Origin of the sequence: Mesorhizobium sp. B2-8-3, from assembly GCF_006440815.1 — a bacterium.
Classification (GTDB): Bacteria; Pseudomonadota; Alphaproteobacteria; order Rhizobiales; family Rhizobiaceae; genus Mesorhizobium.
The window spans coordinates 177,016-201,554 of record NZ_VFTW01000006.1 but is presented as its reverse complement, the minus strand read 5'-3'; the positions used below and the strand labels follow the sequence as shown (position 1 = coordinate 201,554).

Sequence of the window (24,539 nt, the reverse complement as noted above, 5' to 3'; positions counted from 1 at the left end):
CCGGGTCTACCTGTACAAATCCGCCCGTGTCGGTGGCAGGCCGCTCGGGCCGCGGGCGCGCCTGGTGGCGACAGTCTGAAAAATCTGCGCCGAGGCGCGCTGGAAGGTGATCGAGCAACCGGTCAGATAGAGCAGCCACAGCCGCGCCTTGGGCTCGCCGACCTCGGCAACCGCCTCGTCGAAGCGCGCATGCAGACGCTCCGCCCACAGGCGGCAGGTTTGCGCATAATGCTCGCGCAGGTTCTCCACGTCATAGACGAGGAAGCCGTGCGCCTCGAGATTGCCGAGCGTCATGCCGATCGTATCGAGCTCGCCGCCAGGAAAGATGTATTTGATCAGGGCCTTGTATTCCGGCCCCTTGCGCAGCGTCTTGCGGATGTCGCCCTTGCTGCGCCTGGTGATGGCGTGATGCAGATAGATCCCGCCGGGTTTCAGCAGGCGATGGACAGTCGAGAAGTAGGCGTCGTGATTGGCGAGCCCCAGATGCTCGAACATGCCGATCGACGATATCTTGTCGAACGTGCCTGAGAGTTCGGCATAGGACTTTATCTCGATGGTGATGCGATCCTCCAGCCCCTCGGCGCGAATGCGCTCGCGGGCAAGGTCGGTCTGGGCTTGCGACAGCGAGACGCCATGGCCGAAGACGCCGTAATTCTTCGCCGCATGGATAAGCATCGCGCCCCAGCCGCAGCCGATGTCGAGCAGCCTTTCGCCGGGCTCGAGCCTGAGCTTGCGGCAGATGTGGTCGAGCTTGTCGACTTGCGCCTGGTCGATGCCATTGGCGAAATCGTGGAAATAGCCGCAACTGTAGACCATGCGCTCGTCGAGGAAGAGTCGGTAGAAATCATTCGAAATGTCGTAATGGTGCTGGATCGCCTCCTTGTTCGATCCGCTGACGAAAGGCTTGCGGCCGGAAAGGTCGCTGCGCGCCGTCATCTGCTTGCGCGAAAACAGCACAGCCGGCAGGTCGCGCAGGATCGCCAGCTTGGGCAGGGATTTGAGCTTCGCCTTGAGCTTGCCTTGCGAAGGCAGGGCATAGAAATCGAACAGCGTGCCCTCTTCGATATCGACGGTCTTGGAAATCCACATCTCGACCAGCGTCGAGAAGGTCGGCCGGCGAACCAGTTGCCAGACGATGTCCTGATCGTTGATGGCAAGCACCGGACCGCTGGCGGGTCCGATCCGCTCGCCGGTCCACAGCCGGACCGCAAAACCCGGCTTCAGCGTTTCGACGACCTTGCGTACGATCCGCGCGGCTCTGTCGGCGGCGTCCATTCCCACCTCCCGCTATGTCGCCCCCAAAGCCGCACTGTCGTCCACCGGCCTGTAGACCGCAATCCCGATCTGTTGCGCAAAAGCACCGCAAGAGCAGTTTCCCGGCTCGTGGCACGACCATTCCGTGGCGTCATCTTGTCTTTTGCCGCGGCGCACCCCATCATCTGAGTGTGTTCAACGAACTGAAAGGAGGTGATCCGATGTCGAGTGATTTCGTTTTCCATAACGTGAGCTCTGCGGATTGCACTTCCGGGAAGCAGTCTTCCCGTTAAGGCGCGAGACGCGCGGCGGGTAGCCCGATGGGGTTGCCGCCAGAAGCCGCGTCATGGACGGAAACACGGAAGGCCGCCGGCTTCGTCGAGAAGCGGCGGCCTTTTCCGTTTGGGGCATCGAGCGGAGGCTTCCAGCTACCTGGCGCTACATGGCGCCCGCTATTTGGTGATTGCGAGATTGTCGATGTTGCGCACGATATCCTGAAACGCCTGGTCGAGCTCGGTACCGTTGGCCGCCTGATAGAAATGCTTGTTGTTGCCGCTATCGGGGCTGGCGCAGGATTGCAGCGTCGACTTGGCGTTCTTCTCCGTAAGGGCAAAGCCGATGGTGAATATCTCGATGCCTTGGTCGCGCATCGCCGCGCAGAGCGTCGTCGCAGCCGTGCGTGTCTCAACCTTGCCGGCGTCGTTATAAACCTGATCCGGGCCGTCGGCGTCGAAATAGGACAGGTTGAATTCGCCATCCGTCATCAGGATCACGTATTTTGCGACCTTCTTCGGATCCATCTTCGCCGGCCGTTCCGAGGCCTTCATAACGCTGCCCCAGTTTTCGGAGAGCATGTACCAGGCCCACTGCACGCCGATATGGCCCGCCGTGCCGCCGGAGGCATCGAGGTCCTTGATAACGTTGTTCAGAGCCGAGGCATCCGTGGTCAGCGGCTGTATTGACGCGACCGGACAGGCTCGTGTGCGGGACTGCTTGGCGAAGTCGGACAGGTAGAGGTCGCGGTTGACCATGCTGACGTCCGGCCCGGCATCGGAATACTGGTAGGCGCCCTTGCGCTCGGTGGCGCAGTTGTCCGGCCGCGTCGACGCCGAGACATATTTCGGATCGTCATTGCCGGGCGCCTGCTTGCGCTCGCTGGCCTTGGTCTCGACAAAGACCGTGCTTGCGGCGAGCGAGCCGACATTGACCGAATTGGCATAAGGCACGATCGCCACCCGCACCCGCGGATTGGCGGCGTTCTGGCCGGTGAGGAAGGAATTGACCGCGTTGCTCGCCGCTGTCCTCAGGTCCTTGATCTTCTGGCCCGCCATCGAGCCGGTGACGTCGAGCATCATCGCGACCTCGACCGTCTTGTCCGAATAGAGCGCCGTGGTCGAGGACGTCACCCGTTGCATGTCGCCGATGCTGAACAGGGGGAAATAGAGGCTGAGATCGGTGTGCACATCCGCCTTCACCGTGCTGGCCGTCCTGTCGACGGTGAGTTTGTCCAGCACGATCCGGTTGGCCTGCAGGATGCCGGCCGCGCTGTTGGCGTCGAGGAACGCCTGCACCGTCTTGTTGGCGTCGGCTTCGGTGATGACGCCAAGGGTGAGATCGCGGGCCGTCGAGGTCACAGCGGCGTCGACGACGCCCTGCAGGCTCGATCTGGCGTTGTAGAGCTGCGAGATATTGACCGCGAATCCCACCCCCAGCGCGAGGACCGATGCGGCAGCTCCGAACAGAACCGCGAAATTGCCTTCGCGATTGCGGGCAAAGCCGTCCACCCCACGAACGACACCTCTGAACTGCCGCATCTCTTCCGCCTCCACTCTTGCGGCACCCGTGCCGCATGACAAAGGCGCTGCAGGATTTCGGCCAGACCCGGCCGTCGGCCGCCGAAAGACGCTTAACGGCAGGTTAATCCATTGTTTTTGCTGAGTTTCGGCAAATACTAGAGTGAACGGGAAGTAAACGAAAATACGCTGGCCAAGCGACCTTCATGAAGTGCTTACCATGATCTCGAAGGCTGTCGCGGTCGTTCTCTCTTCGGCACAATCGAACTGTGCCGAAGCGGGTCAGCGGCAGCCATGAAACGGGCGCAGCGCAGGGCCTGTTGAGATAGAGGTCAGGCCGGCATCACCTGAATATCAAAGGAGCATCTGCGCGCTGACCGTCCGATCGATGCCATGATGCGGAGGATTGAAGCGGTTGCCTTCCTGCTCGTAGGTCCAGACCTTGAACAGACTGAGCTGGTGCGGACCGAAACTGTGCAGCAGCGGCACGTCGGTGGCGTCGCGGCCGCGCGCAATGACGACGCGGCCGATGCGCGGACAGTTGTGGCGCGGATCGAACGTGTACCATTTGCCGTCGAGAAAAACTTCCATCCAGGCCGAGAAGTCCATCGGTGCCGGATCGGCCGGCACGCCGATATCGCCGAGATAGCCGTTCACGTAGCGGGCTGGAATGTTGATGCATCGGCAAAGCGCGATCGCCAGATGCGCGAAGTCGCGGCACACGCCGACGCGCTCCTCATGCGCCTGGGCCGCCGTGCGCGTGGCGCGCGCATAGCCGTAGCCGAAGGAAAGCCTGCTGTTGACATAATCGACGATCGCCTGCACCCGCGCCCAGCCAGGCGGCAAATGGCCGAAAAGCTGCCAGGCGATGTCGCTGAGGTGGTCGGTCTCGCAGTAGCGGCTGCCGAGCAGATAGACCAGCACGTCGTCGGGCAGTTCCGCGACCGGCGTTTCGCGCGCCAATGTATTGACTTCGTCGGTCTCGCCGCTGTCCTCGATCGCCGCATCGTAGAGGATGCGGAAGCTTCCGGCGGGCGCCGTGAAGCGACGGCAGATATTGCCGTGGCGGTCGCGATAGGTCCGGGTCGGCACCGAGGGCGAGGTCAGAACCCGCGTCTGCCGCTTGATGTCGGCATGCCGTTCGGCATGAATGTCGAGAAGCGAGATGATCGGCGTCACCGCCGCGCATTCGATGGCGATTTCATAGCCGAGCCGGATCAGCATCGCATGCCCCCCTTCGTGATTTTGGAAAGACTGCCTGTTCAACGCCGCGAGCCGGGGCTGGTTCCGGCGCCGAGTCGAAATGGCGGCGTCTGGAGCAATTCAGGAAAAGTGCGCAGCGGTTGGGCTCTGCGACTTCGCCGTAGCCTTCCGTCCGCAATTGCGTAAAAACAAGAAGTGAGAGCAGGTCAGCGTTCTATCAACGCTGACCTGCTCCCTTCTCAGGCGGTCCTGCCCAGTCTAAACTGCGCTTTGCGTTTCGCCCCTCCCCGAAAACGATTCTCCAGGACATCCGATGTTTGCAGGCTCAAAATTCGCCGCCTTTCTGTTCGACATGGACGGCACGGTGCTCAACTCGATCGCCGCGGCGGAACGGGTGTGGACGGCATGGGCAAACAGGCATGGCCTCGATGTGACGGCTTTCCTGCCCACGATCCATGGCAGGCGCGCGCGCGAGACGATCGCCGCGCTGAGGCTTCCGGGTGTCGATCCGCTGGCGGAGGCGGATTTGCTGCTCAAGGCCGAGGCGGATGACCTCGAAGGCATCGTCCCGATCCCCGGCGCTGTTGCGTTTTTGCAATCGCTGCCGCTGGAGCGCTGGGCGATCGTCACCTCGGCGCCGCGCGAGCTGGCGCTGCTGCGCATCAAGGCGGCCGGCATCCCGGTTCCCGCCATGATGGTGACCGCCGAAGACGTCACCCATGGCAAGCCGGCGCCGGACTGCTTCCTTCTGGCGGCAAGGCGTCTCGGCGTCGAGGCGCGCGACTGCCTGGTCTTCGAGGATGCGCCGGCGGGCATAGCGGCGGGGGAGGCTTCCGGCGCCTCGGTGATGGTGATCAGCGCCACGCATGTCCGCCCGCTCGTCACGTCGCACCCGACAATCCGTTCCTACGACGAAATCGCCATTGCGACGGACGACAATGGCTGGATCGCCTTCGCGCCCGAGCGTGCCGTTGCTTAAAAGTCGCTGGTGAGACCCTTGACTTCCCAGTCGCCGTAGCGGCCAGGTTCCTTGCCGCCACGGCCGCCGATTTCCTTCGGCAACTGCGCTTCCGCCGCTCGATACTTTTGACGACGCGCTTCAGCCTCTGCTAACGCCCGCTGTGCTTCGGGCGTCAGCGCTTTTCGCAGCTCTTCGGTCGTTGCAACTGCTTCGGTTTTGCTTGGCTCTTCGGTCATGCGATACTCCCGCCGATTGAAACGAAGACCGGCCTCTCCCATCATATAGCCATGATACCAGAAGGATCGACCCCTATTGGTGAGCATCGGAATACTCCGAAAACCGGATTCCACTTTTCGGTCCGATGCTCTGGCCCCCTCCGACACCACGTCAGACGGATGAAACGATGAACACGCTTCGCACCACCATGCTTCTTGCCGCGATGACGGCGCTGTTCATGGGCGTCGGCTATCTGATCGGCGGCTCGGGCGGCATGGTCATCGCGCTTCTGATCGCCGCCGGCACCAATCTGTTCAGCTATTGGAACGCCGACAAGATGGTGCTGTCGATGAACCGCGCTGTCGAGGTCGACGAGAAGAACGCGCCGGAATATTACGCGATCGTCCAGGCGCTGGCCAAGCAGGCCGGGCTGCCCATGCCGAAGACCTATCTGATCGACAACCCGCAGCCCAACGCCTTCGCCACCGGCCGCAACCCCGAGAATGCCGCGGTGGCGGCGTCCACGGGCCTGCTCGAGCGCCTCTCCCACGAAGAGGTCGCGGCGGTGATGGCGCACGAACTTGCGCATGTGCAGCACCGCGACACGCTGACGATGACGATCGTGGCGACGCTTGCCGGCGCCATCTCGATGCTCGGCAATTTCGCCTTCTTTCTCGGCGGCAGCCGGGAGAACAACAATCCGTTCGGCTTCGTCGGCGTGCTTGTGGCGATGATCGTCGCGCCCTTCGCCGCGATGATCGTGCAGATGGCGGTGAGCCGCACGCGCGAATACGAAGCCGACCGGCGCGGCGCCGAGATCTGCGGTCACCCGCTATGGCTTGCTTCGGCGCTCAACAAGATCGCGCGCGGTGCCGAACAGATTCCCAATCCGGACGCCGAGCGCAACCCGGCTATGGCGCATCTTTTCATCATCAACCCGCTTCACGGCGAGCGCATGGACAATCTGTTCTCGACCCATCCGAACACGGAGAACCGCATCGCTGCCCTGCAGGAGATGGCGCGCGCGATGGGTGGCGCCGCGCCGGCCAATCGGCGCAAGGCTTCCGCGCCACCCATGCAGCCCGAGGAGCCGTCGACGGGGCCATGGGGCAAGCCGGCAGACGCGGCCCCAGAGGCTGAGCCGGCGCCGCCAAAGCCCAATCCCTGGGGCCGCAACCCGACCGGACCGCGCAATGTCCGGCCGAAGGGTCCCTGGTCGTGACGCCGCCGAGGCGCGGACAGCCAGGCAGTCCGCAACACAAGAATGGCGACGAGAACGTCGCCGGCCTTGCCGCGCGCAAGGCGGCCGCGCGCCTGCTTGCCGCCGTCATCGACGCGCATACGCCGCTCGATGGCCTGACCGACAACGAGCACGGCCACCCGCAATACAGGGCGCTGGACGGCCGCGACCGGGCGCTGGTGCGCGCCATCCTGGTCACCGCGCTGCGCTATCGCATGACCATTGCCGGGCTGCTGGCCAGGCGGCTGGAAAAGCCGCTGCCGGCCAATGCCACCGCGCTCTCGCATATCCTCAACGTCGCCGCCGCGCAGATCCTGTTCCTCGATGTTCCCGACAGCGCCGCCGTCGACCTTGCCGTGACCCACGCCAAGTCCGATCCGCGAACACTGCGCTTCTCCGGCCTCGTCAACGGGGTGCTGCGCTCGCTGGCGCGCGCCAAGGAGGCCGAGCTTGCCCCGGCGCTCGCTGCGACCAGCGAGGCGCCGCAATGGTTTTCGCAGCGGCTGACCGCCGCCTACGGAGCCGACAGGGCGCGCGCCATTCTTACCGCGCATCGCCACGAGGCGCCGGTCGATTTCACGATCAAGGCCGATCCGGCGGCCTGGGCCGAGCGACTGGGCGGCATCGTGCTGCCGACCGGCACGGTGCGTGTCGAAAAGCTCTCCGCCAATGTCATCGACCTGCCCGGTTTCGCCGACGGTGCATGGTGGGTGCAGGATACCGCGGCAAGCCTGCCGGCGCGCCTGTTCGGAGACATCCGCGGACAGCGCGTCGCCGACCTGTGCGCCGCGCCCGGCGGCAAGACGGCGCAGCTTATCCTGGCCGGCGCCGAGGTGACCGCGGTCGACACCTCGAAGAACCGGCTGGCGCGGCTCAGTCAGAATCTCGGGCGCCTCGGCCTGACCGCCGAACTCGTCCAGACCGACCTTCTGGATTACCGGCCGGCGCAATTGTTCGACGCCGTGCTGCTCGACGCGCCCTGCTCCTCGACCGGCACGGTGCGCCGCCATCCCGACGTGCCATGGACCAAGACCAAGGCGGATGTCGAAAAGCTCGCTGATCTCCAGCGCCGGCTGCTTGCCCATGCCGTCGGCCTCGTCAGGCCCGGCGGCCGCATCGTCTTTTCCAACTGCTCGCTCGACCCGATCGAAGGCGAGGAGCTCTATCACGATTTCCTCGCCGGGAACCCCGGCGTGGACGCCGATCCGATCCGGCCTGGCGAAATTGCCGATATCGACCCATTCCTGACGCCGGAGGGCACGTTGCGCACCACGCCGGCCGACCTCGCGCTGGAATCGCCCGGGATTTCGGGCTTGGACGGCTTCTTTGCCGCGCGGATGAGACGGACCGATTGAAACGTTATCTCATAAAACTTGCTGACTTTTTTAGGGAAGACCCGGCCGCGGCCGCGTGAATTGGTTCACTTCGGCGAAATCCGCCTTCGCATAAGTTCTTGAATCGCATAAGCTTGTGCGCGGGTTATGGGGATATCAGGAGGGCTATTGGCACTTGTTGCCGGCAGCACGACGCGTCTATGGACGCTTGTCGCGAGGGAGTTCTGGCGCAAAACGCGCCGGCGCCTCCGCGCCGGCCCGGTCTATCGCTGGCGCTATTCCGGCCGCACGCCCGAACGTGTCCTGATCGCGCCGCCGGACCTGCGGCTCGCCGATCCGCAGATCGCGCTGGAGATCTATTACGGCCGCTACCCGCTGTCCGGCCATCTGGTCGAGACCGGCGGCACATCGCCCTTCCAGCTCGACGTGCCCAATCGCGGCTGGCAGAAATCGCTGCATGGCTTCCGCTGGCTGCGCCACATGCGCGCCACCGGCACCGAGCTTGCCGCCGCCAACGCCAGGGCGCTCGTCACCGACTGGATCGCCATGCACGGCAACCAGATCTCCGGCATCGCCTGGGAGCCGGGCACGACGGCCAAACGGGTGATCGCCTGGCTGCAGCATTCCTCGGTGGTGCTGCAAGGCGCCGAATTCCCCTTCTATCGCGCCTTCCTGAAATCGCTCGCCGTGCAGATCCGCTATCTCCGCTCGATGGCGCGCGAGATGCCGGATGGCGAGGCGAGGCTGCGCGCCCGCGTCGCGCTCGCCTTCGCCGCGCTGTCTCTGCCCGCGCCGGCCTCGGCGCTGCGCGCCGCCACACGCAACCTGGCCGAGGAGCTGGAACATCAGATCCTGCCCGATGGCGGCCATATCTCGCGCAAGCCGATGGCGGTGCTGGAGCTGCTGGCCGATCTTCTGCCGTTGCGCCAGACCTATGCCAACCAGGCCGAGGCGCCGCCGTCGGCCTTGATCGGCGCCATCGACCGCATGTTGCCGGCGCTGCGTTTCTTTCGCCACCAGGACGGCAGTCTCGCCCGCTTCAACGGCATGGGCGCCACCATCCACGACCGCATCGCCACCATCATGCGCCATGACGACACGGTGGGCGCGCCGCTGCTGCACGCGCCGCACTCCGGCTACGAGCGCCTGTCGATGGGCGGCGTGACGGTGATCGCCGACACCGGCCTGCCGCCACCGGTCGACGTCTCCAACGCCGCGCACGCCGGCTGCCTCGCCTTCGAACTCTCCTCCGGGCGCCAGCACTTCATCGTCAATGCCGGCATCGACACCTACGGCGCCCCGGAATTCCGGCCGCTGGCGCGCGCCACCGCCGCGCATTCGACCGCTACGCTCAACGACACCTCGTCGGCGCGCTTCAGCCATTCGCTGCGCGTCAGCGACCTGCTGGGCTCGCCGCTGATCGGCGGCCCGCAGCACGTGCCCTGCAAGCGCCTCGACCAGAAGGGCGTGCACGGCTTCGTCGCCCGCCACGACGGCTATGCCCAGCAATTCGGTTTCCTGCATGAGCGCGAGCTGAAGCTGACCACGAACGGCAACGTGCTTGCCGGCCGCGACCGTTTCCTGCGCCCGGGCAATGCCGCGATCCGCAACAACGGCCGCGACTTCGTCACGGTGCGCTTCCATGTCCACCCCGACATCAGCCTGCTGCAGGACGACCACGACCGCCTGGCGCTCGCCGCCGCGCAGGGCGACACCTGGGTCTTCACCTGCGCCGAAGTGGTGCCGGAGGTCGAGGAATCGATCTACTTCGCCGGACTGAGCGGCCCGCGCCGCAGCCGGCAGATCGTGCTCTCCTTCAAGGCCTCGGAGGTTGCCGAAGTCCACTGGCAGCTGACCCGCACCGGCATTGCGGGCTATCCCGAGAACAACTGAATTCCCGACAAATCCGGCCGCGCGCTTGATTTCCGAGACTCACTTGATTTCCGGGGCTCATATGCTAAGGCCGGCCAACGTCCCGTCCAACAGCTCTGAAAGGCCGCCCGCCCATGGCCGTGCCCACGAAAAACATTCCGGCGCCTGATCTCGTTCCGGTGCGCCGGGCGCTGCTTTCCGTCTTCGACAAGACCGGCCTGGTCGATTTCGCCAAAGCGCTCGCCGCAGCCGGCGTCGAGCTGGTTTCGACGGGCGGCACGGCGAAGGCCATCGCCGAGGCGGGCCTGGCTGTGCGCGACGTTTCCGAGCTCACCGGCTTTCCCGAGATCATGGACGGCCGGGTGAAGACCTTGCATCCGTCGGTGCATGGCGCGCTGCTCGGCATCCGCGACGATGCCGAGCATGCCAAGGCCATGCGCGACCATCGCATCGAGCCGATCGACCTTGTCGTCTCGAACCTCTACCCGTTTGAAGAGGTCCGCCACTCCGGCGCCGGCTATGCCTCGATCGTCGAGAACATCGACATTGGTGGACCGGCGATGATCCGCGCCTCGGCCAAGAACCACGCCTATGTCGCCATCGTCACCGATCCGGCCGACTATGCGCCCGTCGTCAACGCGCTGGAGATGAATCTCGGCTCGCTGTCGCTCGACTTCCGCAAGATGCTTGCGGCCAAGGCCTTCGCCCGCACCGCCACCTATGACGCCGCGATCTCCGGCTGGTTCGCCGAGGCGCTGCAGATCGAGCACCCGACCTGGCGCGCCTTCGGCGGCCGTCTCGACCAGGTGATGCGCTATGGCGAGAACCCGCACCAGAACGCGGGCTTCTACCTGTCGGGCGACAAACGGTCGGGTGTGGCGACGGCAAAGCAGCTGCAGGGCAAGCAGCTCTCCTACAACAACATCAACGACACCGACGCGGCCTTCGAGCTGGTCGGCGAGTTCGACCCCGCCCGCTCGGCGGCGATCGCCATCATCAAGCACGCCAACCCTTGCGGCGTTGCGGAGGGTGAAACGCTCAAGGCGGCCTATGCCAAGGCGCTGGCCTGCGATCCGGTCTCCGCCTTTGGCGGCATCGTCGCCATGAACCGCATCCTCGACGCCGAGGCGGCGCAGGAGATCGTGAAAACCTTCACCGAGGTCATCATCGCGCCCGACGCGACCGACGAGGCAGCCGCGATCGTCGCCGCGAAGAAGAACCTGCGCCTGCTGGTCACCGGCGGCCTGCCCGATCCGCGCGCCGCCGGTACGATGGTCAAGTCCGTCGCCGGCGGGCTGCTGGTGCAAAGCCGCGACAACGCCGTGGTCGACGATCTCGAGCTGAAGGTGGTGACGAAGCGCGCGCCGACGCCGGCCGAACTGGCCGACCTCAAATTCGCCTTCCGCGTCGCCAAGCACGTCAAGTCCAACGCCATCGTCTATGCCAAGGACGGCGCCACGGTCGGCATCGGTGCTGGCCAGATGAGCCGCGTCGATTCCTCGCGCATCGCCGCCCGCAAGGCGCTGGACGCGGCGGAAGCCGCCGACCTCACCGAACCGCTGACCAAGGGCTCCGTGGTTGCCTCCGACGCCTTCTTCCCCTTCGCCGACGGCCTTCTCTCGGCGATCGAGGCCGGCGCCACGGCCGTCATCCAGCCCGGCGGCTCGATGCGCGACGAGGACGTCATCGCCGCCGCCGACGAGCACGGCATCGCCATGGTGTTCACGGGCGTACGGCACTTCCGGCATTGATGCTCGGCGCGGAGATGCTTCAAGAATTCGCTCCGCTGAGTCGATTGGTGCGGTTTTCGAGAACCGGAGCGGAGCGGACATTCAGGTCCGTGAGCACCGGAAGCGCAGAAAACCGCGGCAAGCGGCCAGCGGAGTAGAATTATCGAAGCATCTTTTTCGGCTTGTCCGCCGGATAGGGTGTCCCCACCAGGATCGCCATGCCGATGCCGAGGAACAGGATGATCGCCGCCATGCCGAGCCGTGGTGAATCGCTCATCGTGGTGATGGTCGCCACCATGAACGGCGCCAGGAAGCTGGTCGCGCGTCCCGCCAGCGCATAGATGCCGAAATAGCGGCCCGACTCGGCGGCAGTCACGCTGCGCGCCATATAGGATCGCGACGAGGCCTGCACCGGCCCGAAAGCGAGCCCGATCAGCAGGCCATAGAGGATATAGGCCTTTTCGGCCGCGGTGCCGAACAGACCGCCGGAATCGGCGGTCGACAGCGGGATCAGGCCAAGCAGCGTGAAGCCCGGACCGGTCGAGACGACGCCGATCGTGGCGACCGACAGCATCACCAGCGCGATCATCACCACGTGCTTCGAGCCGAGCGCGGTATCGAGCCGCGCAGCGATCCAGCAGCCGAAGATGGCAACGACGTTGAGGATGATGCCGAACAGGCCGATCTCGGTGATCGACCAGCGGAACATGCCGGCCGCGAAGGTGCCGCCGAGCGCGAGCAGCGCATTGACGCCGTCCTGATAGATCATGCGCGCCAGCAGGAAGCGCAGGATGCCGCTGCGCTGGCGCACTTCCACCAGAGTAGACTTCAACTCGGACAGGCCCTCGCGCACCGCCGGGCCGATCGGGATTCCCTTGCTGGCGTCCGGCGTGAAGAAGAACATCGGCAGGATGAACAGGAAATACCAGCCGGCGGACATCGGCCCGGTGAAGCGCGCGTCCTCCCCGAGCTTCGGATCGAGTCCGAACAATGGATCGAGGCCGATGAGCGTCTTGCCGGTTTCGAGATTGCCCGCCAGGAACAGCACCACGAAGATCAGCGCGATCATGCCGCCGAGATAGCCGAGGCCCCAGGCCATGTTGGATATCCGGCCGATCTCTTGCTTCGGCACCAGCCGTGGCATCATGGAGTCGTTGAACACGGTGGAGAATTCGGCCGCCACCGAGGCCAGCGAGAACAAGAGCACGACCAGGAAAAGATTCGAGCCCGGCGCCGCGAACCACAAAAGCGTGAGGCTGACGATCTTGATCGTCGCGAAGAAGGCGATCCACGGCTTGCGCGGCCCGGTCTGGTCGGCGATCGAGCCGAGCACCGGGGAGAGCACCGCGATGACCAGGCCCGCGGCGGCAATGCCATAGCCCCAGGCGGCCTGACCGGCGGTCGGATCGCTGGCCATGCGCGAGACGAAATAGGGCCCGAAGATGAAGGTGGTGACGACGGTGAAGAAGGGCTGCGCCGCCCAGTCGAAGAACATCCAGCCCCAGATGCCGCGCCCCGATGCCCGCTGCACTGTCTCTACCGCCACCATGCTGATTCCTCTGGCACCGCTCGCGTCGGGCGCCATGTCTGCATGTTTTCAGGCAGCGATGCAAATGAACAAGCAGGCGCCAATTCCTCGCCCCACAAGGCGGCTACGCGATGCACGCATCTTCTGGCGTGACCGATCAGGCCGGGGCTTGATTGCCAGGTGGTTCCCCCAATCCGTCGCTGCTTCGCAGCGCCACCTTTCCCCCCTCCGGAGGGAAAGGAAGGGAGCGTTGCTGGACGAGCATTGACGGCAAAAAGCTTGGCGCCTTCCTCTACCCCGTCGATCGGGGGAGAGGTGGCTCGGCGAAGCCGAGACGGAGTGGGGGTCGGCCAGCGCAGCATAGGATAACGCAAGCGCCAAGCTGCTACGCACGCTATCGCCAAAGACCAGCCGCTTTGGCAGGGGCGAGGAACTTCACATACCCGTCAGGTCGCTCATCAGGCCCGACGCCACCGAGAGCCGCGACACGGTGATGTCGCCGCCTTCGGTCAGCGCCTGCAGCCGCTCGCGGATGCGCGCGACGCGTTCGCCGCCGGCCTCGAGCCATGCCCCGACCGGATCCGCCGCCGTGCCGTGCGCGGTGAGCGCTGCCACCGCGATGCCGCGCCGCGCCACGCCGATCGTGTCGGTCGCGCGCGACAGCGCCAGCTGGTCGTAATAGTCGGGCGGCATGATCGAGCGCGCGGCCTCCTCGACGCGCGGGATGCGGAAGGCATCGCTGACGGCGAAGAACGCCTTGGCCGCGCTGACGATGTCGGCATTGGCCGTGCGCGCGGTGAGCGCGACATCCGGGATCAGTTCGGCCACTTCGGTCAGAGCGAGCTGCCCGGCGAGTTCTTCCGGCGCGCCGCCCTTGAACAGGCCATGTCCCCGCTCCTCGATACGCTCGCGCGAGAAGGCCGGCAGCAGCGACGCCAGCTTCGGTTCGAGCGCCTTGCGCGCGTCCTGCAATTCGGCGATGCGCTGCCCCAGCGGCGCGGAGCCCACTTCGTTCTTCAGGGACCAGCCGCTGGTCACAAAGATAAGCCGGCTGACCGACTGATAGAGATCGAGCTGGATCTGGCCGTCGATCTGGTTATCGAGCGCGTCGATCTCCTTGTAGAGCGCCGGCAGCGCGAAGCCGTCGCGGATCACCGCGAAGGTGCGCACGACATCGGCCGCCGTGCGGCCGGTCGCTTCCTGCAGCCGGTTGACGAAGGACGGCCCGCCGCGATTGACCAGATCGTTGGCAACGACGCGCGCGATGATCTCGCGCCGCAGCCGGTGGTCGCGGATCTCGCCGGCGAATTTCTTCGCCATGCGTTCCGGGAAATAGCCCATCAGGTCGCGGTCGAAATGTTGCTCGTCCGGCACGTCGCTGGCGACGATGTCGGAGAACAGCACGATCTTGGCATAGGCGAGCAGCACGCCGAGCTCGGCCCTGGTCAGCGGCTCGCCGCGCGCCTCGCGTTCGGCAAGCGCGGCCGGCGAAGGCAGCGTCTCGACCGCGCGGTCGAGCAGGCCGCGCGATTCCAGCGCCGTCATGAAACGGGCCTGGTGCGCGATGTCGGCGAGGCCGCGCTTGCGTGCAAGCGATAGCGCCAGCGTCTGCTGGTAGTTGTTGGAGAGCACCAGCGCGCCCACCTCGTCGGTCATCTCGGCGAGCAGCTTGTTGCGCGCCGGCCGTGTCAGCGAGCCCTTGCGCATGGCGGAAGCCAACGCGATCTTGATGTTGACCTCGACGTCGGAGCAGTTGACGCCGCCCGAATTGTCGATGGCGTCCGAATTGCAGCGGCCGCCATTCAGGCCGAACTCGATGCGCGCCCGCTGCGTGACGCCGAGATTGGCGCCCTCGCCGATGACCTTCGCCCGGACATCGAGCGCGGTGACGCGGACGGCGTCGTTAGCCCGGTCGCCGACATCTTGGTTGCTCTCGCCCGAAGCCCGCACATAAGTGCCGATGCCGCCGAACCACAGAAGGTCGACCGGCGCCTTGAGGATGGCGTTCATGATCTCGACCGGCGTCGCCGTCGTCTTGGCGAGGCCGATGGCGGCGGCAGCCGCCGCCGGCAGCGTGATCGATTTCTGATTGCGCGAGACGATGACGCCGCCTTCCGACAGCTTCGACTTGTCGTAGTCCTGCCAGGACGAACGCGGCAGCGCGAACATGCGCACCCGCTCGGCCATCGATGCGGCCATGTCCGGATCGGGGTCGATGAAGATATCGCGATGGTCGAAGGCGGCGATCAGCCTGGTCTGCGGCGACAAGAGCATGCCGTTGCCGAACACGTCGCCCGACATGTCGCCGACGCCCACCACGGTGAAGGGCGAGGTCTGGATGTCACGGTTGATCTCGCGGAAATGCCGCTTCACCGCTTCCCAGGCGCCCTTGGCGGTAATGCCCATCTTCTTGTGGTCGTAGCCGGCCGAACCGCCGCTGGCGAAAGCATCGTCCAGCCAGAAGTGGTGTTTTTCGGAAATGGCGTTGGCGGTATCGGAGAAGGTCGCGGTGCCTTTGTCGGCGGCGACGACGAAATAGGGATCGTCAGCATCGCGCCGCACCACGCCGGCCGGCGGGATGACGCCGTCGACGCCGATATTGTCGGTGATCGAGAGCAGGCTGGAGACGAAATTCTTGTAGGCCGAAGTCCCGGCCTCGAAGATAGCGTCGCGCCCGGCGCTCATCGGCAGCTTCTTCGGGTAGAAGCCGCCCTTGGCGCCGACCGGCACGATGACCGCGTTCTTCACCTGCTGCGCCTTCACCAGGCCCAACACCTCGGTGCGGTAATCCTGGGCGCGGTCCGACCAGCGCAGGCCGCCCCGCGCCACCGGACCGAAGCGCAGATGCACGCCCTCGACCTCCGAGCCGTAGACGAAGATTTCGCGCCATGGCCGCGGCGCCGGCAGGCCCTCGACCGCCTGGGAGTCGAGCTTGATCGCCAGCGACTGCCCTTTCTCTTTCGTATCGGCTACGAAATGATTGGTGCGCAGCGAGGCTTCGATGAGGTTCAGATAGCGGCGGATGATCGTGTCGTCATCGATATTGGGCACCTCTTCCAGCGCGTCCTTGATCTTGGCCTTGAGGTGCTTGGCGGCGACCGCGCCATCGCCCTCCGCCGCCGGCCCGAGCCGTGCGACAAACAGCGCATGCAGGCCGCGCGCGATCTCCGGATAGCGGTTGAGCGCCGCGGCGATGAAATCCTGGCTCTGCGGAATACCGGCCTGCTGCAGATAGCGGCCATAGGCGCGCAGGATGGTGATCTCGCCCGACCACAGGCCGGCGGTCTGGGCTAAGCCGTTATAGCCGTCATTGTCGACATCGCCGCGCCACACCGACAGGAACGCGTCCTCGAACAGCGCGCCGCCATCGGCGAGGTCTATTCGCGCGCCGTAGCTGTTCTCCAGCTCCATGTCGTGGATGAACACACGGTCGGCCGGATCGTCGCCGACCTCGAAAGTGCGCTCGCTGATGACGCGGAAGCCGATGTTTTCCAGCACCGGCACGCGCCGCGACAGCGCCACCGGGCTGCCGAAATGATAGATTTTCAAAGCCGCCTGTTGCGGCTTCTGGTCGGCATGGCGGTAATAGTCGATGGCGATCGGATTGACGGCGCTGATCTTCGCGATGCGCCCGGCATCGGCCAACGCCACGGCGGCCGAGAAGGAGTCGCGATAGCTTTCGGGGAACCGCGCCGCGATCGCCTTCAGCGCCGGATCGCTGCCGGCCGCTTCCGCGGCTTCGGAGAGCGCGTCCTCCCAGGTGCGCACGATGTCGCGGATCGCCGCCTCGATCGTCGACTGCTCGACCTTCGGCGTCTTGCCGCCGGAACGGCCGATGATGAAATGCACGCGCGCCAGTCCGCCTTCCGGGAAGGCCGGGTAATAGGCCGACAACCGGCCTTCGAACGCCGTCTTGAGATAGCTGCCGACCTTCTCGCGCACGACGCTGTCGTAGCGGTCGCGCGGCACGAAAACGATGATCGAGACGAAGCGATCGAACTGGTCGACGCGCACCAGCGCCCGCACGCGCGGCCGCTCGATCAGCCCGAGTATGGCGACCGCGTGCTTGCGCAGGATGGGAATGGGAACCTGGAACAGCTCGTCGCGCGGATAGCTTTCCAGGATGTTGATCAGCGCCTTGCCGGAATGATCGTGCGGATCGAAACCGGATTTCGAGATCACGGTCTCGGCCTTGGAGCGCAGATAGGGGATCTTCATCACCGAGCGCGTGTAGGCGGTCGAGGTGAACAGGCCGACGATGCGCAGCTCGCCTGCGAGCGCGCCTTTTGCCGTGTAGGTCTTGATGCCGATGTAATCGAGATAGATGCGGCGATGCACCGACGACTTGGCGTTGGCCTTGGTGACGATCAGCGGCTCCGGCCCGTGCAGGAAGGCGCGGATCTCCGGCGTCGTCGTCACTGCCTCGGTGCCGCGCCGCAACACCAGCACATCGGGATCCGAAAGGATGCCGAGGCCCGGCTTCTCGGCGCGCTCCAGCGAGCCGCTTTCCTCGCCGCCGGTATATTTGAACTCGCGCATGCCGAGGAAAGTGAAATTGTCGTCGCGCAGCCATTCGAGGAAGGCGATCGCCTCGGCGACGCTCTTCTTGTCGAGCGGCACCGCCGAATAGCGGAATTCGGAAATCGCCTGGTCGAGGCGGGCAAGCATGCGCTTCCAGTCGGCGACGGCCGCCCGGACCTGCGAAAGCATCTTGCGCAGCCGCTCGGTGAGGCTCTTGGCCTGCTCGGCGTTCAGCCTTGGAATGTGGACATGGACGACACTCAGCCTGTCGTCATCCTCCTTGCCGCCATCGCCAAGCACCTCGACCACACCATCCTTGCCGTGGCGGACGGTGACGATCGGATGGGTAACCAGCGTCGGCTCGCCGCTGATCTCGGTGATCTCGCCGAGGATGGAATCGAACAGGAACGGCATGTTGTCGTTGACGACGGTGATCACCGTGACTGGCCGGCCGTCGCAGGCGACGCCCGAATCGGCCTCGACGGCGACGACGCTTTCGCCTTTCCGGTGGCTGGCGACCGCTTGCGCGGCGAGCTCGCCGGCGCGTTCGAGGTCGGTCACGTCATAGGACGCGATGTCCTCGGCGGGCGCCCGTGCCAGCAGATAGTCGGCAAGCCTTGCGGGTTTCTCCTCCGCTTTCGCGGCGGCGGCTTTCTTCTTCGGCTTGGATTTCACGCTGGCCATGACGCTTATTGCCTCCCGTGGCATGCTTTTGCGACTATGGTAGCCAGATGACTGCGGTTTGGCGACAAAGGTTTGACGACGCTTTAAAAAATTCGAACCGACGCCATCGCCGCGCAAGGAGAACGACCATGACCGGCAAAATAACCGCGCTCGACCTTGTCCAGGCGGAGCTCAGCGAGGCCACGAAAGCCTATTTCGACAAATGCCCGGGAGAAGCTCGGCCTCGTACCCAACGTGCTCACCGCCTACGCCTTCGACGAGAAGAAGCTGCGCGCCTTCACCGATATGTACAACGATCTGATGCTGGGCGATTCCGGTCTTTCGAAGCTGGAGCGCGAGATGATCGCCGTGGTCGTCTCCTCGATCAACCACTGCTTCTATTGCCTGACCGCGCATGGCGCGGCAGTGCGCCAGCTGTCGGGCGAACCGGCACTCGGCGAGATGATGGTGATGAATTTCCGCGCCGCCGAGCTGTCGCCGAAACAGACAGCGATGCTCGAATTCGCGGTCAAGCTGACCGAGGAGCCGGCCGGTATCGTCGAGGCCGACCGCGCGGCCTTGCGACAAGCCGGCTTCACCGATCGCGATATCTGGGACATCGCCTCGACCGCCGCCTTCTTCAACATGTCGAACCGGGTGGCCGCCGCGGTCGACATGCGGCCCAACCCGGAATACCACGCCATGGCGCGGTAGCGGCCGCGGCTTTACATTAGCAATATCGAATTTTTCGTTGCCCATCCCGCCATTTGGTCCGATGATCAGGATTGCGGCGTAGCCGCATATCCAGGACTGCGGCGCAGCCGCATATGCAAGCGGCGTGGCCGCATGCCGGTTCGACGCCGCCGACAAGGGAGGAGAACATGGCGAAATTTCTCTATGTCTATCACGGCTCCGGCAAGATGCCGACCGACGAAGCCGAACGCAAAGCGGCTATGGATGCCTGGACCGGCTGGTACGACAAGCTCGGCACGGCCGTGGTCGACGGCGGCAATCCGGTCGGCATGTCGAAGACGGTGCTGCCGAGCGGCAAGATCGAGAACAATGGCGGCAGCAATCCGACCGCCGGCTACACCATCGTCGAAGCCAGGGACATCGACGACGCCGTCGCCAAGGCAAAGGATTGCCCGATCCTGATGGACCCAGCCTTCAGCGTCGAGATCGCGCCGATCATCGAGATGATGTAGCGCTTAAGCGTTTTGATGCATGTCGTTATCCCAAAACCGCGGTGCACTTTTGGGCGACATGCATTAGGAACGCGCCGCGATTGCCGCGGCCGCGCCCGCCATTGTCGTGGCGCTGACGCGGTTGGCGATCTTCATGGCGCGCTTGCTCTTCAGGAGCCGGCGCGCCTGCGAAGCGGCCAGCACCCAGGCGAGGTCGATGACCACCAGCACGATAGCCATGGTCAGCGTCAGCTCGACCCAGCCGACAACGCTGACCGAGGCAAGATCGATGATGGTCGGCAGCAGCGCCAGATAGAACATCATGATCTTCGGGTTGCCGAGCGTCACCGCCATGCCGGCAAAGAACAGTTTCAAGGGCGAGTCCTCGCGCGGCATCTCGCCTTCCTTCGCCTCGACCGGCGCCGTCCACATCTTGAACGCCAGATACGCGAGATAGGCGACGCCCACCCATTTCACGACGACGAAAGCGTAGTGGAAGGTCTGCGCCACGACGGCGAGCCCGAACACCGCCAGCGACAGCCAGACGGCTTCACCGATCCACATCGCCAGCAGGAACGGGAAGACATCGCGGAACCCCTTCGAGACCACCCGCGCCACGAGTGCTGCGATCGACGGGCCGGGCGAGCCGGCGGCGACGAACAAAGCGGCGGCGAAGATCAGCAGCGAGGCGAGATGCATGGCGGACCTCTTGTGGTGAAGAATTTTAGCCCACGAGACTAGCGCAACCACCGGGATGGCGAAAGCAAACCGACTGCCGGTAGTGTCTCAGTTAGAAATTAAGGCCTTCGCGTAGGCCTTCGCAAAATCCGCAGAGGATGGCGGATAAATGTCGTACCAGTCCTGCGCATAGACGCGCTCTCGTTCCTTATCGAAGTCTGTAGGGTCAAGCGGGATTTCGTCGCCTGGCGTCCCACGTATTTTTCCAACCACGATGGAGTTGAGTGTCGGAAGGCCGTTTTGATGGCAATAAAACGCTATATGGCCAAGTATTTGTGCTAAAACTCCCGCCGCAGGCTTACCATACATCAGCACAGACAGGCCTTTGTAAGTAGATGTTTGTCTGTTCTTAGCCATCCCGACGAGGATCTGCCATGCCTGCACGGCTCTCTCCGAGTGAGACGCCGTTGGGTTAAATTTCTGCATTTTCCTTGACCGTGGTTGTATAGGCCGCGCGTGCCAGATTGTACACGTTCCCAATATGTGAAACTTTATGCTTAATGCTAAGCGTTAAGGTTCACTTTAAAAGTCGCAATTGAACGACCTTTGTCTGAAGTTCTTCCCTCTGCAGGCCGGACAGGCTCTCAATATCGAAGGTGTTGAGTGATAGCGCGCCGACAACTTGTGCCTTGGACTGGACGCCGTGGTCCATCAGCATTCGCATGCCTGTCGCCAATACGGTCGGCGGCGGCAAATGGAAGGCGTTGTCCAGCGGTTCCTTTTTGCGGATGCGCCGTATGTTCATCTGTTTCCAGATATATTGGACCTGAACAGGGTTTAGAATTTCGAGGTCCTTGCAGCGGTAGACCATAGCGGCAACGGCAACCCGCCAGCGTTGTTTCATCGCTAAGAAATAATCGATGGACGTGCTGGCCACCTCGGATGCGAACTGGGACCTTGGCAGCAAAAACGCACCAGCGAAGCGGTTTGCTTGCCGTTCGATCCGGTCGAGGTTCTTGCTTGTCACCTCGACCGACGCATGCAGCACAATATGGCCAAGTTCATGCGCAAGATTGAAAAGCGTGCGCGACGTGCTCTGCACTTCCCTAGAGTAGAGGATATATGGTCGCCCTCCCTGCCAGCGCGAAACCGCATCCATGTCCTCGCACTTTACTTCTTCCTCGATCAAGATGCAGCCATTGAACTCCAGCACGGCGGTGAGATCGGTTACAGGCTCTTGAGCGAGCCCCCAAAGCTTGCGGACCGCCTCTGCGACAGTTTCAATTTTGTCATCATCGTCCACCTCATAATCGAAGTCGATTTCGGGCAAACGGACGGGTGGCAATTCGATGAACCGCTCAAGATAGGACGTAATGTCGAAGGCCCATTCGAGTCGGCGGGCAACACGCAGTCGCTCTGGCCGCTGCATCCTTTTCAAGCTGCGCCAGTTAGGCATGCGGAAGCGCGATACAGATCTGTTTCTCGGTGTCGTGAAAAAAGAGGGCGGCTGTCCCGTCACCTCGATTATCCGGGCAAACACTTCGCCCCTTGGCGTGCTCAAGCCGGTTTCATAGTGTCCAACAGCGCCGCGCGAGACACCAATCGCATCAGCGAATTGTTCGTCGGTTAGCCCGGCCGATTCGCGCGCCTCCCGGATGCGTTCCGGGATCACCTTATGCTGCTCGCCGATCATTTCTCTTTGCCGGATTCGATATCGTCTTTTTGCTGCTCAAGTGCTTCCTGAACTTCCTCCCGGAATTTCATTGCATCACGCGGATTGACTTTGGGTCTTTTCGACTCCTCAGGTCTAACAATCGCCGTGCGCGTGGCGTTCAGCGCGTCTTTTCGAGCTAGCCAGGTTTCGCTTTCTTGCCCACTCGGTAGGCCCCAAAGTGCATGGCTCAACGCACCATTCTTGGTGGCCCCGTAACAAAGCCACGCGGTGTAGAACTTCGCCGTAGGCAGATGGACCACCTTCGGGTCGTCGAACATGTCGATCTGGTTTGAGTGGCGCTTGTCCTGCTGATTTGGCGTGTCCTCAGGAAACGCTTCTTTTTCCGGGGTTCTCACCAAAAAACCGCGACACTGGCCGCTGCGGATTTCCAGCCAGTGCCAGCTACCAATGGGCATGGGAGTAAACTCAGCGACAAATGGAAGGTCGCCGGCTTCACAGAGTTGGTGGATACGAAACATCACACCCGCGCGGCGCATCAGGCCTCGGAAATCTTTCCCTACAGGAGTATCGAGGAAGGGAAGACTTTTGACGGCGTCATCGCCGAGCGCAACCCCCTCGCGCAATGCACGAATTGTGTCGCCGTAGGTATGCTCGGGGAATGCAGTATCAAGCGCTTCTACGTAGTCGGGCATGGCAAAAGTCCTGTTCTGACTGGTGCATACCCTCTTACCAAAATTACCGTCCTGCGTCTAGCAGACTATTTGTTTTTCCCGACTTTCGGCAGCCTTCAAAAAGAGGGAGCACCCGCTCCCCCTTTTTGGCTTCCGTGGAAAGCTTACGCCGCGCCCATCACCTTGGCGGCCTTTTCGAAACGCTTGCGCTCGTTAGGATCGAGATAGAGCTTGCGCAGCCGAATGGTCTTCGGCGTCACTTCGACCAGCTCGTCGTCCTGGATCCAGGCCAGCGCCCGCTCCAGCGTCATGCGGATCGGCGGGGTCAGCTTCACCGCCTCGTCCTTGCCGGCGGCGCGGATGTTGGTGAGCTTCTTGCCCTTGAGCACGTTCACTTCGAGGTCGTTGTCGCGCGAATGGACGCCGATGATCATGCCCTGATAGACCTTGACACCCGGATCGATGATCATCGGGCCGCGGTCTTCGAGGTTCCACATCGCGTAGGCGACCGATTCGCCCTGCTCGTTGGAGATCAGCACGCCGTTGGTGCGGCCGGGCAGCTCGCCCTTGTAAGGCTCATAGGCGAAGAACAGGCGGTTCATCACAGCGGTGCCGCGCGTGTCGGTCAACAATTCGGACTGATAGCCGATCAGGCCGCGCGTCGGTGCGTGGAAGACAAGGCGCTGGCGGTTGCCGCCGGACGGACGAAGCTCGACCATCTCGGCCTTGCGTTCCGACATCTTCTGCACGACGACGCCGGCATGCTCCTCGTCGACGTCGATGACGACTTCCTCGACCGGCTCCAGCAGCTGGCCGTCGTCGCCCTTCTGCATGACGACGCGCGGACGCGACACGGCAAGCTCGAAACTTTCGCGGCGCATCGTCTCGATCAGCACAGCGAGCTGCAATTCGCCGCGGCCGGAGACGAAGAAGGAGTCCTTCTCCGCCGATTCCTCGATCTTGAGCGCGACATTGCCCTCGGCCTCGCGCAGCAGGCGGTCGCGGATGACGCGGCTGGTCACCTTGTCGCCCTCGGTGCCGGCAAGCGGCGAGTCATTGACGAGGAAGGACATCGTGACGGTCGGCGGGTCGATCGGCTGCGCATGCAGCGGCTCGCTCACCGCCGGGTCGCAGAAAGTGTCGGCGACGGTGCCCTTCGACAGGCCGGCGATGGCCACGATGTCGCCCGCATGGGCTTCGTCGATCGGCTGGCGCTCGAGACCGCGGAAGGCGAGTATCTTGGAGACGCGGCCGGCTTCGATCTGCGTGCCGTCGTGATGCAGCACCTTGACCGCCTGGTTGGCCTTCAGCGTGCCGGACTCGATGCGGCCGGTGATGATGCGGCCGAGGAACGGGTTGGCTTCGAGGATGGTCCCGATCATGCGGAACGGGCCGGGATGAACGGTCGGTGCCGGCACATGCTTGACGACCAGGTCGAACAGCGGGGCGAGACCCTGGTCCTTCGGGCCCTCGGGATTTTCCGAAACCCAGCCGTCACGGCCAGAACCATAGAGGATTGGGAAATCGAGCTGCTCGTCGGTGGCGTCGAGCGCCGCGAACAGGTCGAACACCTCGTTGACCACTTCGATGTGGCGGGCGTCCGGACGGTCGATCTTGTTGATGACGACGATCGGTCGCAGGCCGACCTTGAGCGCCTTGCCGACCACGAACTTGGTCTGCGGCATCGGGCCTTCGGCGGCGTCGACGAGCACGATTGCCGAATCCACCATCGACAGGATGCGCTCGACCTCGCCGCCGAAATCGGCGTGTCCGGGCGTGTCGACGATGTTGATGCGGGTGCCGTGCCAGTCGACCGAGGTCGCCTTGGCCAGGATGGTGATGCCGCGTTCCTTTTCGAGGTCGTTGGAATCCATGGCGCGCTCGGCGACGCGCTGGTTGTCGCGGAAGGCGCCGGACTGTTTCAGAAGCTGGTCGACCAGCGTGGTCTTGCCATGGTCGACGTGCGCGATGATCGCGATATTGCGGAGGTTCATTTTTCTGGTCTCGGGAACGTTG

Annotated in this window: 17 protein-coding genes and 1 pseudogene; 7 read left to right on the top strand and 11 right to left on the bottom strand. The window is 63.9% G+C overall.

Going from position 1 to position 24,539, the window contains the following annotated elements; all coding sequences use genetic code 11:
* Positions 1–6: 6 nt before the first annotated feature.
* The 3 genes from FJ418_RS12625 to FJ418_RS12615 all read right to left on the bottom strand — a co-directional run bounded on the left by FJ418_RS12625 (position 7) and on the right by FJ418_RS12615 (position 4,271).
* Positions 7–1,275 (bottom strand): cyclopropane-fatty-acyl-phospholipid synthase family protein, encoded by a 1,269-nt coding sequence (locus FJ418_RS12625; RefSeq protein ID WP_140865808.1) that lies wholly within the window; start codon positions 1,273–1,275, stop codon positions 7–9.
* Positions 1,276–1,706: 431 nt separating this feature from the next.
* Complete coding sequence (locus tag FJ418_RS12620) at positions 1,707–3,068, bottom strand: pilus assembly protein (RefSeq protein ID WP_140865806.1); 1,362 nt, start codon at positions 3,066–3,068, stop codon at positions 1,707–1,709.
* Positions 3,069–3,401: 333 nt separating this feature from the next.
* Positions 3,402–4,271 (bottom strand): transglutaminase family protein, encoded by an 870-nt coding sequence (locus FJ418_RS12615; RefSeq protein ID WP_140646993.1) that lies wholly within the window; start codon positions 4,269–4,271, stop codon positions 3,402–3,404.
* Positions 4,272–4,563: 292 nt separating this feature from the next.
* Between FJ418_RS12615 and FJ418_RS12610 the strand changes: the two genes are divergently transcribed.
* Positions 4,564–5,229, top strand: coding sequence for an HAD-IA family hydrolase (locus FJ418_RS12610; protein WP_140865804.1), 666 nt, complete (start codon positions 4,564–4,566; stop codon positions 5,227–5,229).
* On the opposite strand, the gene FJ418_RS12605 is transcribed toward FJ418_RS12610, so the two are convergent.
* Positions 5,226–5,447 carry a DUF1674 domain-containing protein gene (locus tag FJ418_RS12605; protein WP_140658962.1) on the bottom strand — a complete coding sequence of 74 codons (222 nt, stop codon included), beginning with the start codon at positions 5,445–5,447 and terminating at the stop codon, positions 5,226–5,228. The genes FJ418_RS12610 and FJ418_RS12605 overlap by 4 nt on opposite strands.
* A gap of 167 nt (positions 5,448–5,614) precedes the next feature.
* Here FJ418_RS12605 and htpX point away from each other — a divergent pair, with 167 nt between their 5' ends.
* The 4 genes from htpX to purH all read left to right on the top strand — a co-directional run bounded on the left by htpX (position 5,615) and on the right by purH (position 11,624).
* Entirely contained in the window at positions 5,615–6,649 is a 1,035-nt protein-coding gene (gene htpX, locus FJ418_RS12600) for a zinc metalloprotease HtpX (RefSeq protein WP_140865802.1), read from the top strand.
* Positions 6,646–8,022, top strand: a complete 1,377-nt coding sequence (locus FJ418_RS12595; protein ID WP_246683028.1) for an RsmB/NOP family class I SAM-dependent RNA methyltransferase — start codon at positions 6,646–6,648, stop codon at positions 8,020–8,022. Before htpX ends, FJ418_RS12595 begins: the two co-directional genes overlap by 4 nt.
* Before the next feature lie 147 nt (positions 8,023–8,169).
* Positions 8,170–9,894: a heparinase II/III family protein gene (locus FJ418_RS12590; protein ID WP_140865798.1), complete on the top strand. Its 1,725-nt coding sequence runs from the start codon at positions 8,170–8,172 to the stop codon at positions 9,892–9,894.
* Between the two features lie 113 nt (positions 9,895–10,007).
* Positions 10,008–11,624, top strand: a complete 1,617-nt coding sequence (gene purH, locus FJ418_RS12585) for a bifunctional phosphoribosylaminoimidazolecarboxamide formyltransferase/IMP cyclohydrolase (protein ID WP_140865796.1) — start codon at positions 10,008–10,010, stop codon at positions 11,622–11,624.
* A gap of 139 nt (positions 11,625–11,763) precedes the next feature.
* On the opposite strand, the gene FJ418_RS12580 is transcribed toward purH, so the two are convergent.
* Both FJ418_RS12580 and FJ418_RS12575 read right to left on the bottom strand, forming a co-directional pair.
* Positions 11,764–13,152, bottom strand: coding sequence for an MFS transporter (locus FJ418_RS12580; protein ID WP_246683025.1), 1,389 nt, complete (start codon positions 13,150–13,152; stop codon positions 11,764–11,766).
* Between the two features lie 414 nt (positions 13,153–13,566).
* Positions 13,567–18,336, bottom strand: coding sequence for an NAD-glutamate dehydrogenase (locus FJ418_RS12575; RefSeq protein WP_140865792.1), 4,770 nt, complete (start codon positions 18,334–18,336; stop codon positions 13,567–13,569).
* 128 nt (positions 18,337–18,464) lie between these two features.
* Here FJ418_RS12575 and FJ418_RS12570 point away from each other — a divergent pair.
* A pseudogene (locus tag FJ418_RS12570) lies at positions 18,465–19,029 on the top strand (peroxidase-related enzyme).
* Between the two features lie 167 nt (positions 19,030–19,196).
* Positions 19,197–19,520, top strand: a complete 324-nt coding sequence (locus tag FJ418_RS12565; RefSeq protein WP_140647001.1) for a YciI family protein — start codon at positions 19,197–19,199, stop codon at positions 19,518–19,520.
* A gap of 63 nt (positions 19,521–19,583) precedes the next feature.
* Here FJ418_RS12565 and FJ418_RS12560 read toward each other — a convergent pair whose 3' ends face one another.
* The 5 genes from FJ418_RS12560 to typA form a co-directional block, all read right to left on the bottom strand.
* Entirely contained in the window at positions 19,584–20,198 is a 615-nt protein-coding gene (locus tag FJ418_RS12560; RefSeq protein WP_140704354.1) for a LysE family translocator, read from the bottom strand.
* Between the two features lie 87 nt (positions 20,199–20,285).
* Positions 20,286–20,621: a hypothetical protein gene (locus FJ418_RS12555; protein WP_140658955.1), complete on the bottom strand. Its 336-nt coding sequence runs from the start codon at positions 20,619–20,621 to the stop codon at positions 20,286–20,288.
* A 133-nt stretch (positions 20,622–20,754) separates the two neighbouring features.
* Entirely contained in the window at positions 20,755–21,870 is a 1,116-nt protein-coding gene (locus FJ418_RS12550) for an XRE family transcriptional regulator (protein WP_140658954.1), read from the bottom strand.
* On the bottom strand, positions 21,867–22,544 hold the full coding sequence (locus FJ418_RS12545) for a hypothetical protein (protein WP_140658953.1): 678 nt from the start codon (positions 22,542–22,544) through the stop codon (positions 21,867–21,869). Before FJ418_RS12545 ends, FJ418_RS12550 begins: the two co-directional genes overlap by 4 nt.
* A 143-nt stretch (positions 22,545–22,687) precedes the next feature.
* A complete protein-coding gene (gene typA / locus FJ418_RS12540) occupies positions 22,688–24,517 on the bottom strand; it encodes a translational GTPase TypA (RefSeq protein ID WP_140865790.1) in 1,830 nt (609 codons plus the stop codon).
* Between the last annotated feature and the right edge of the window lie 22 nt (positions 24,518–24,539).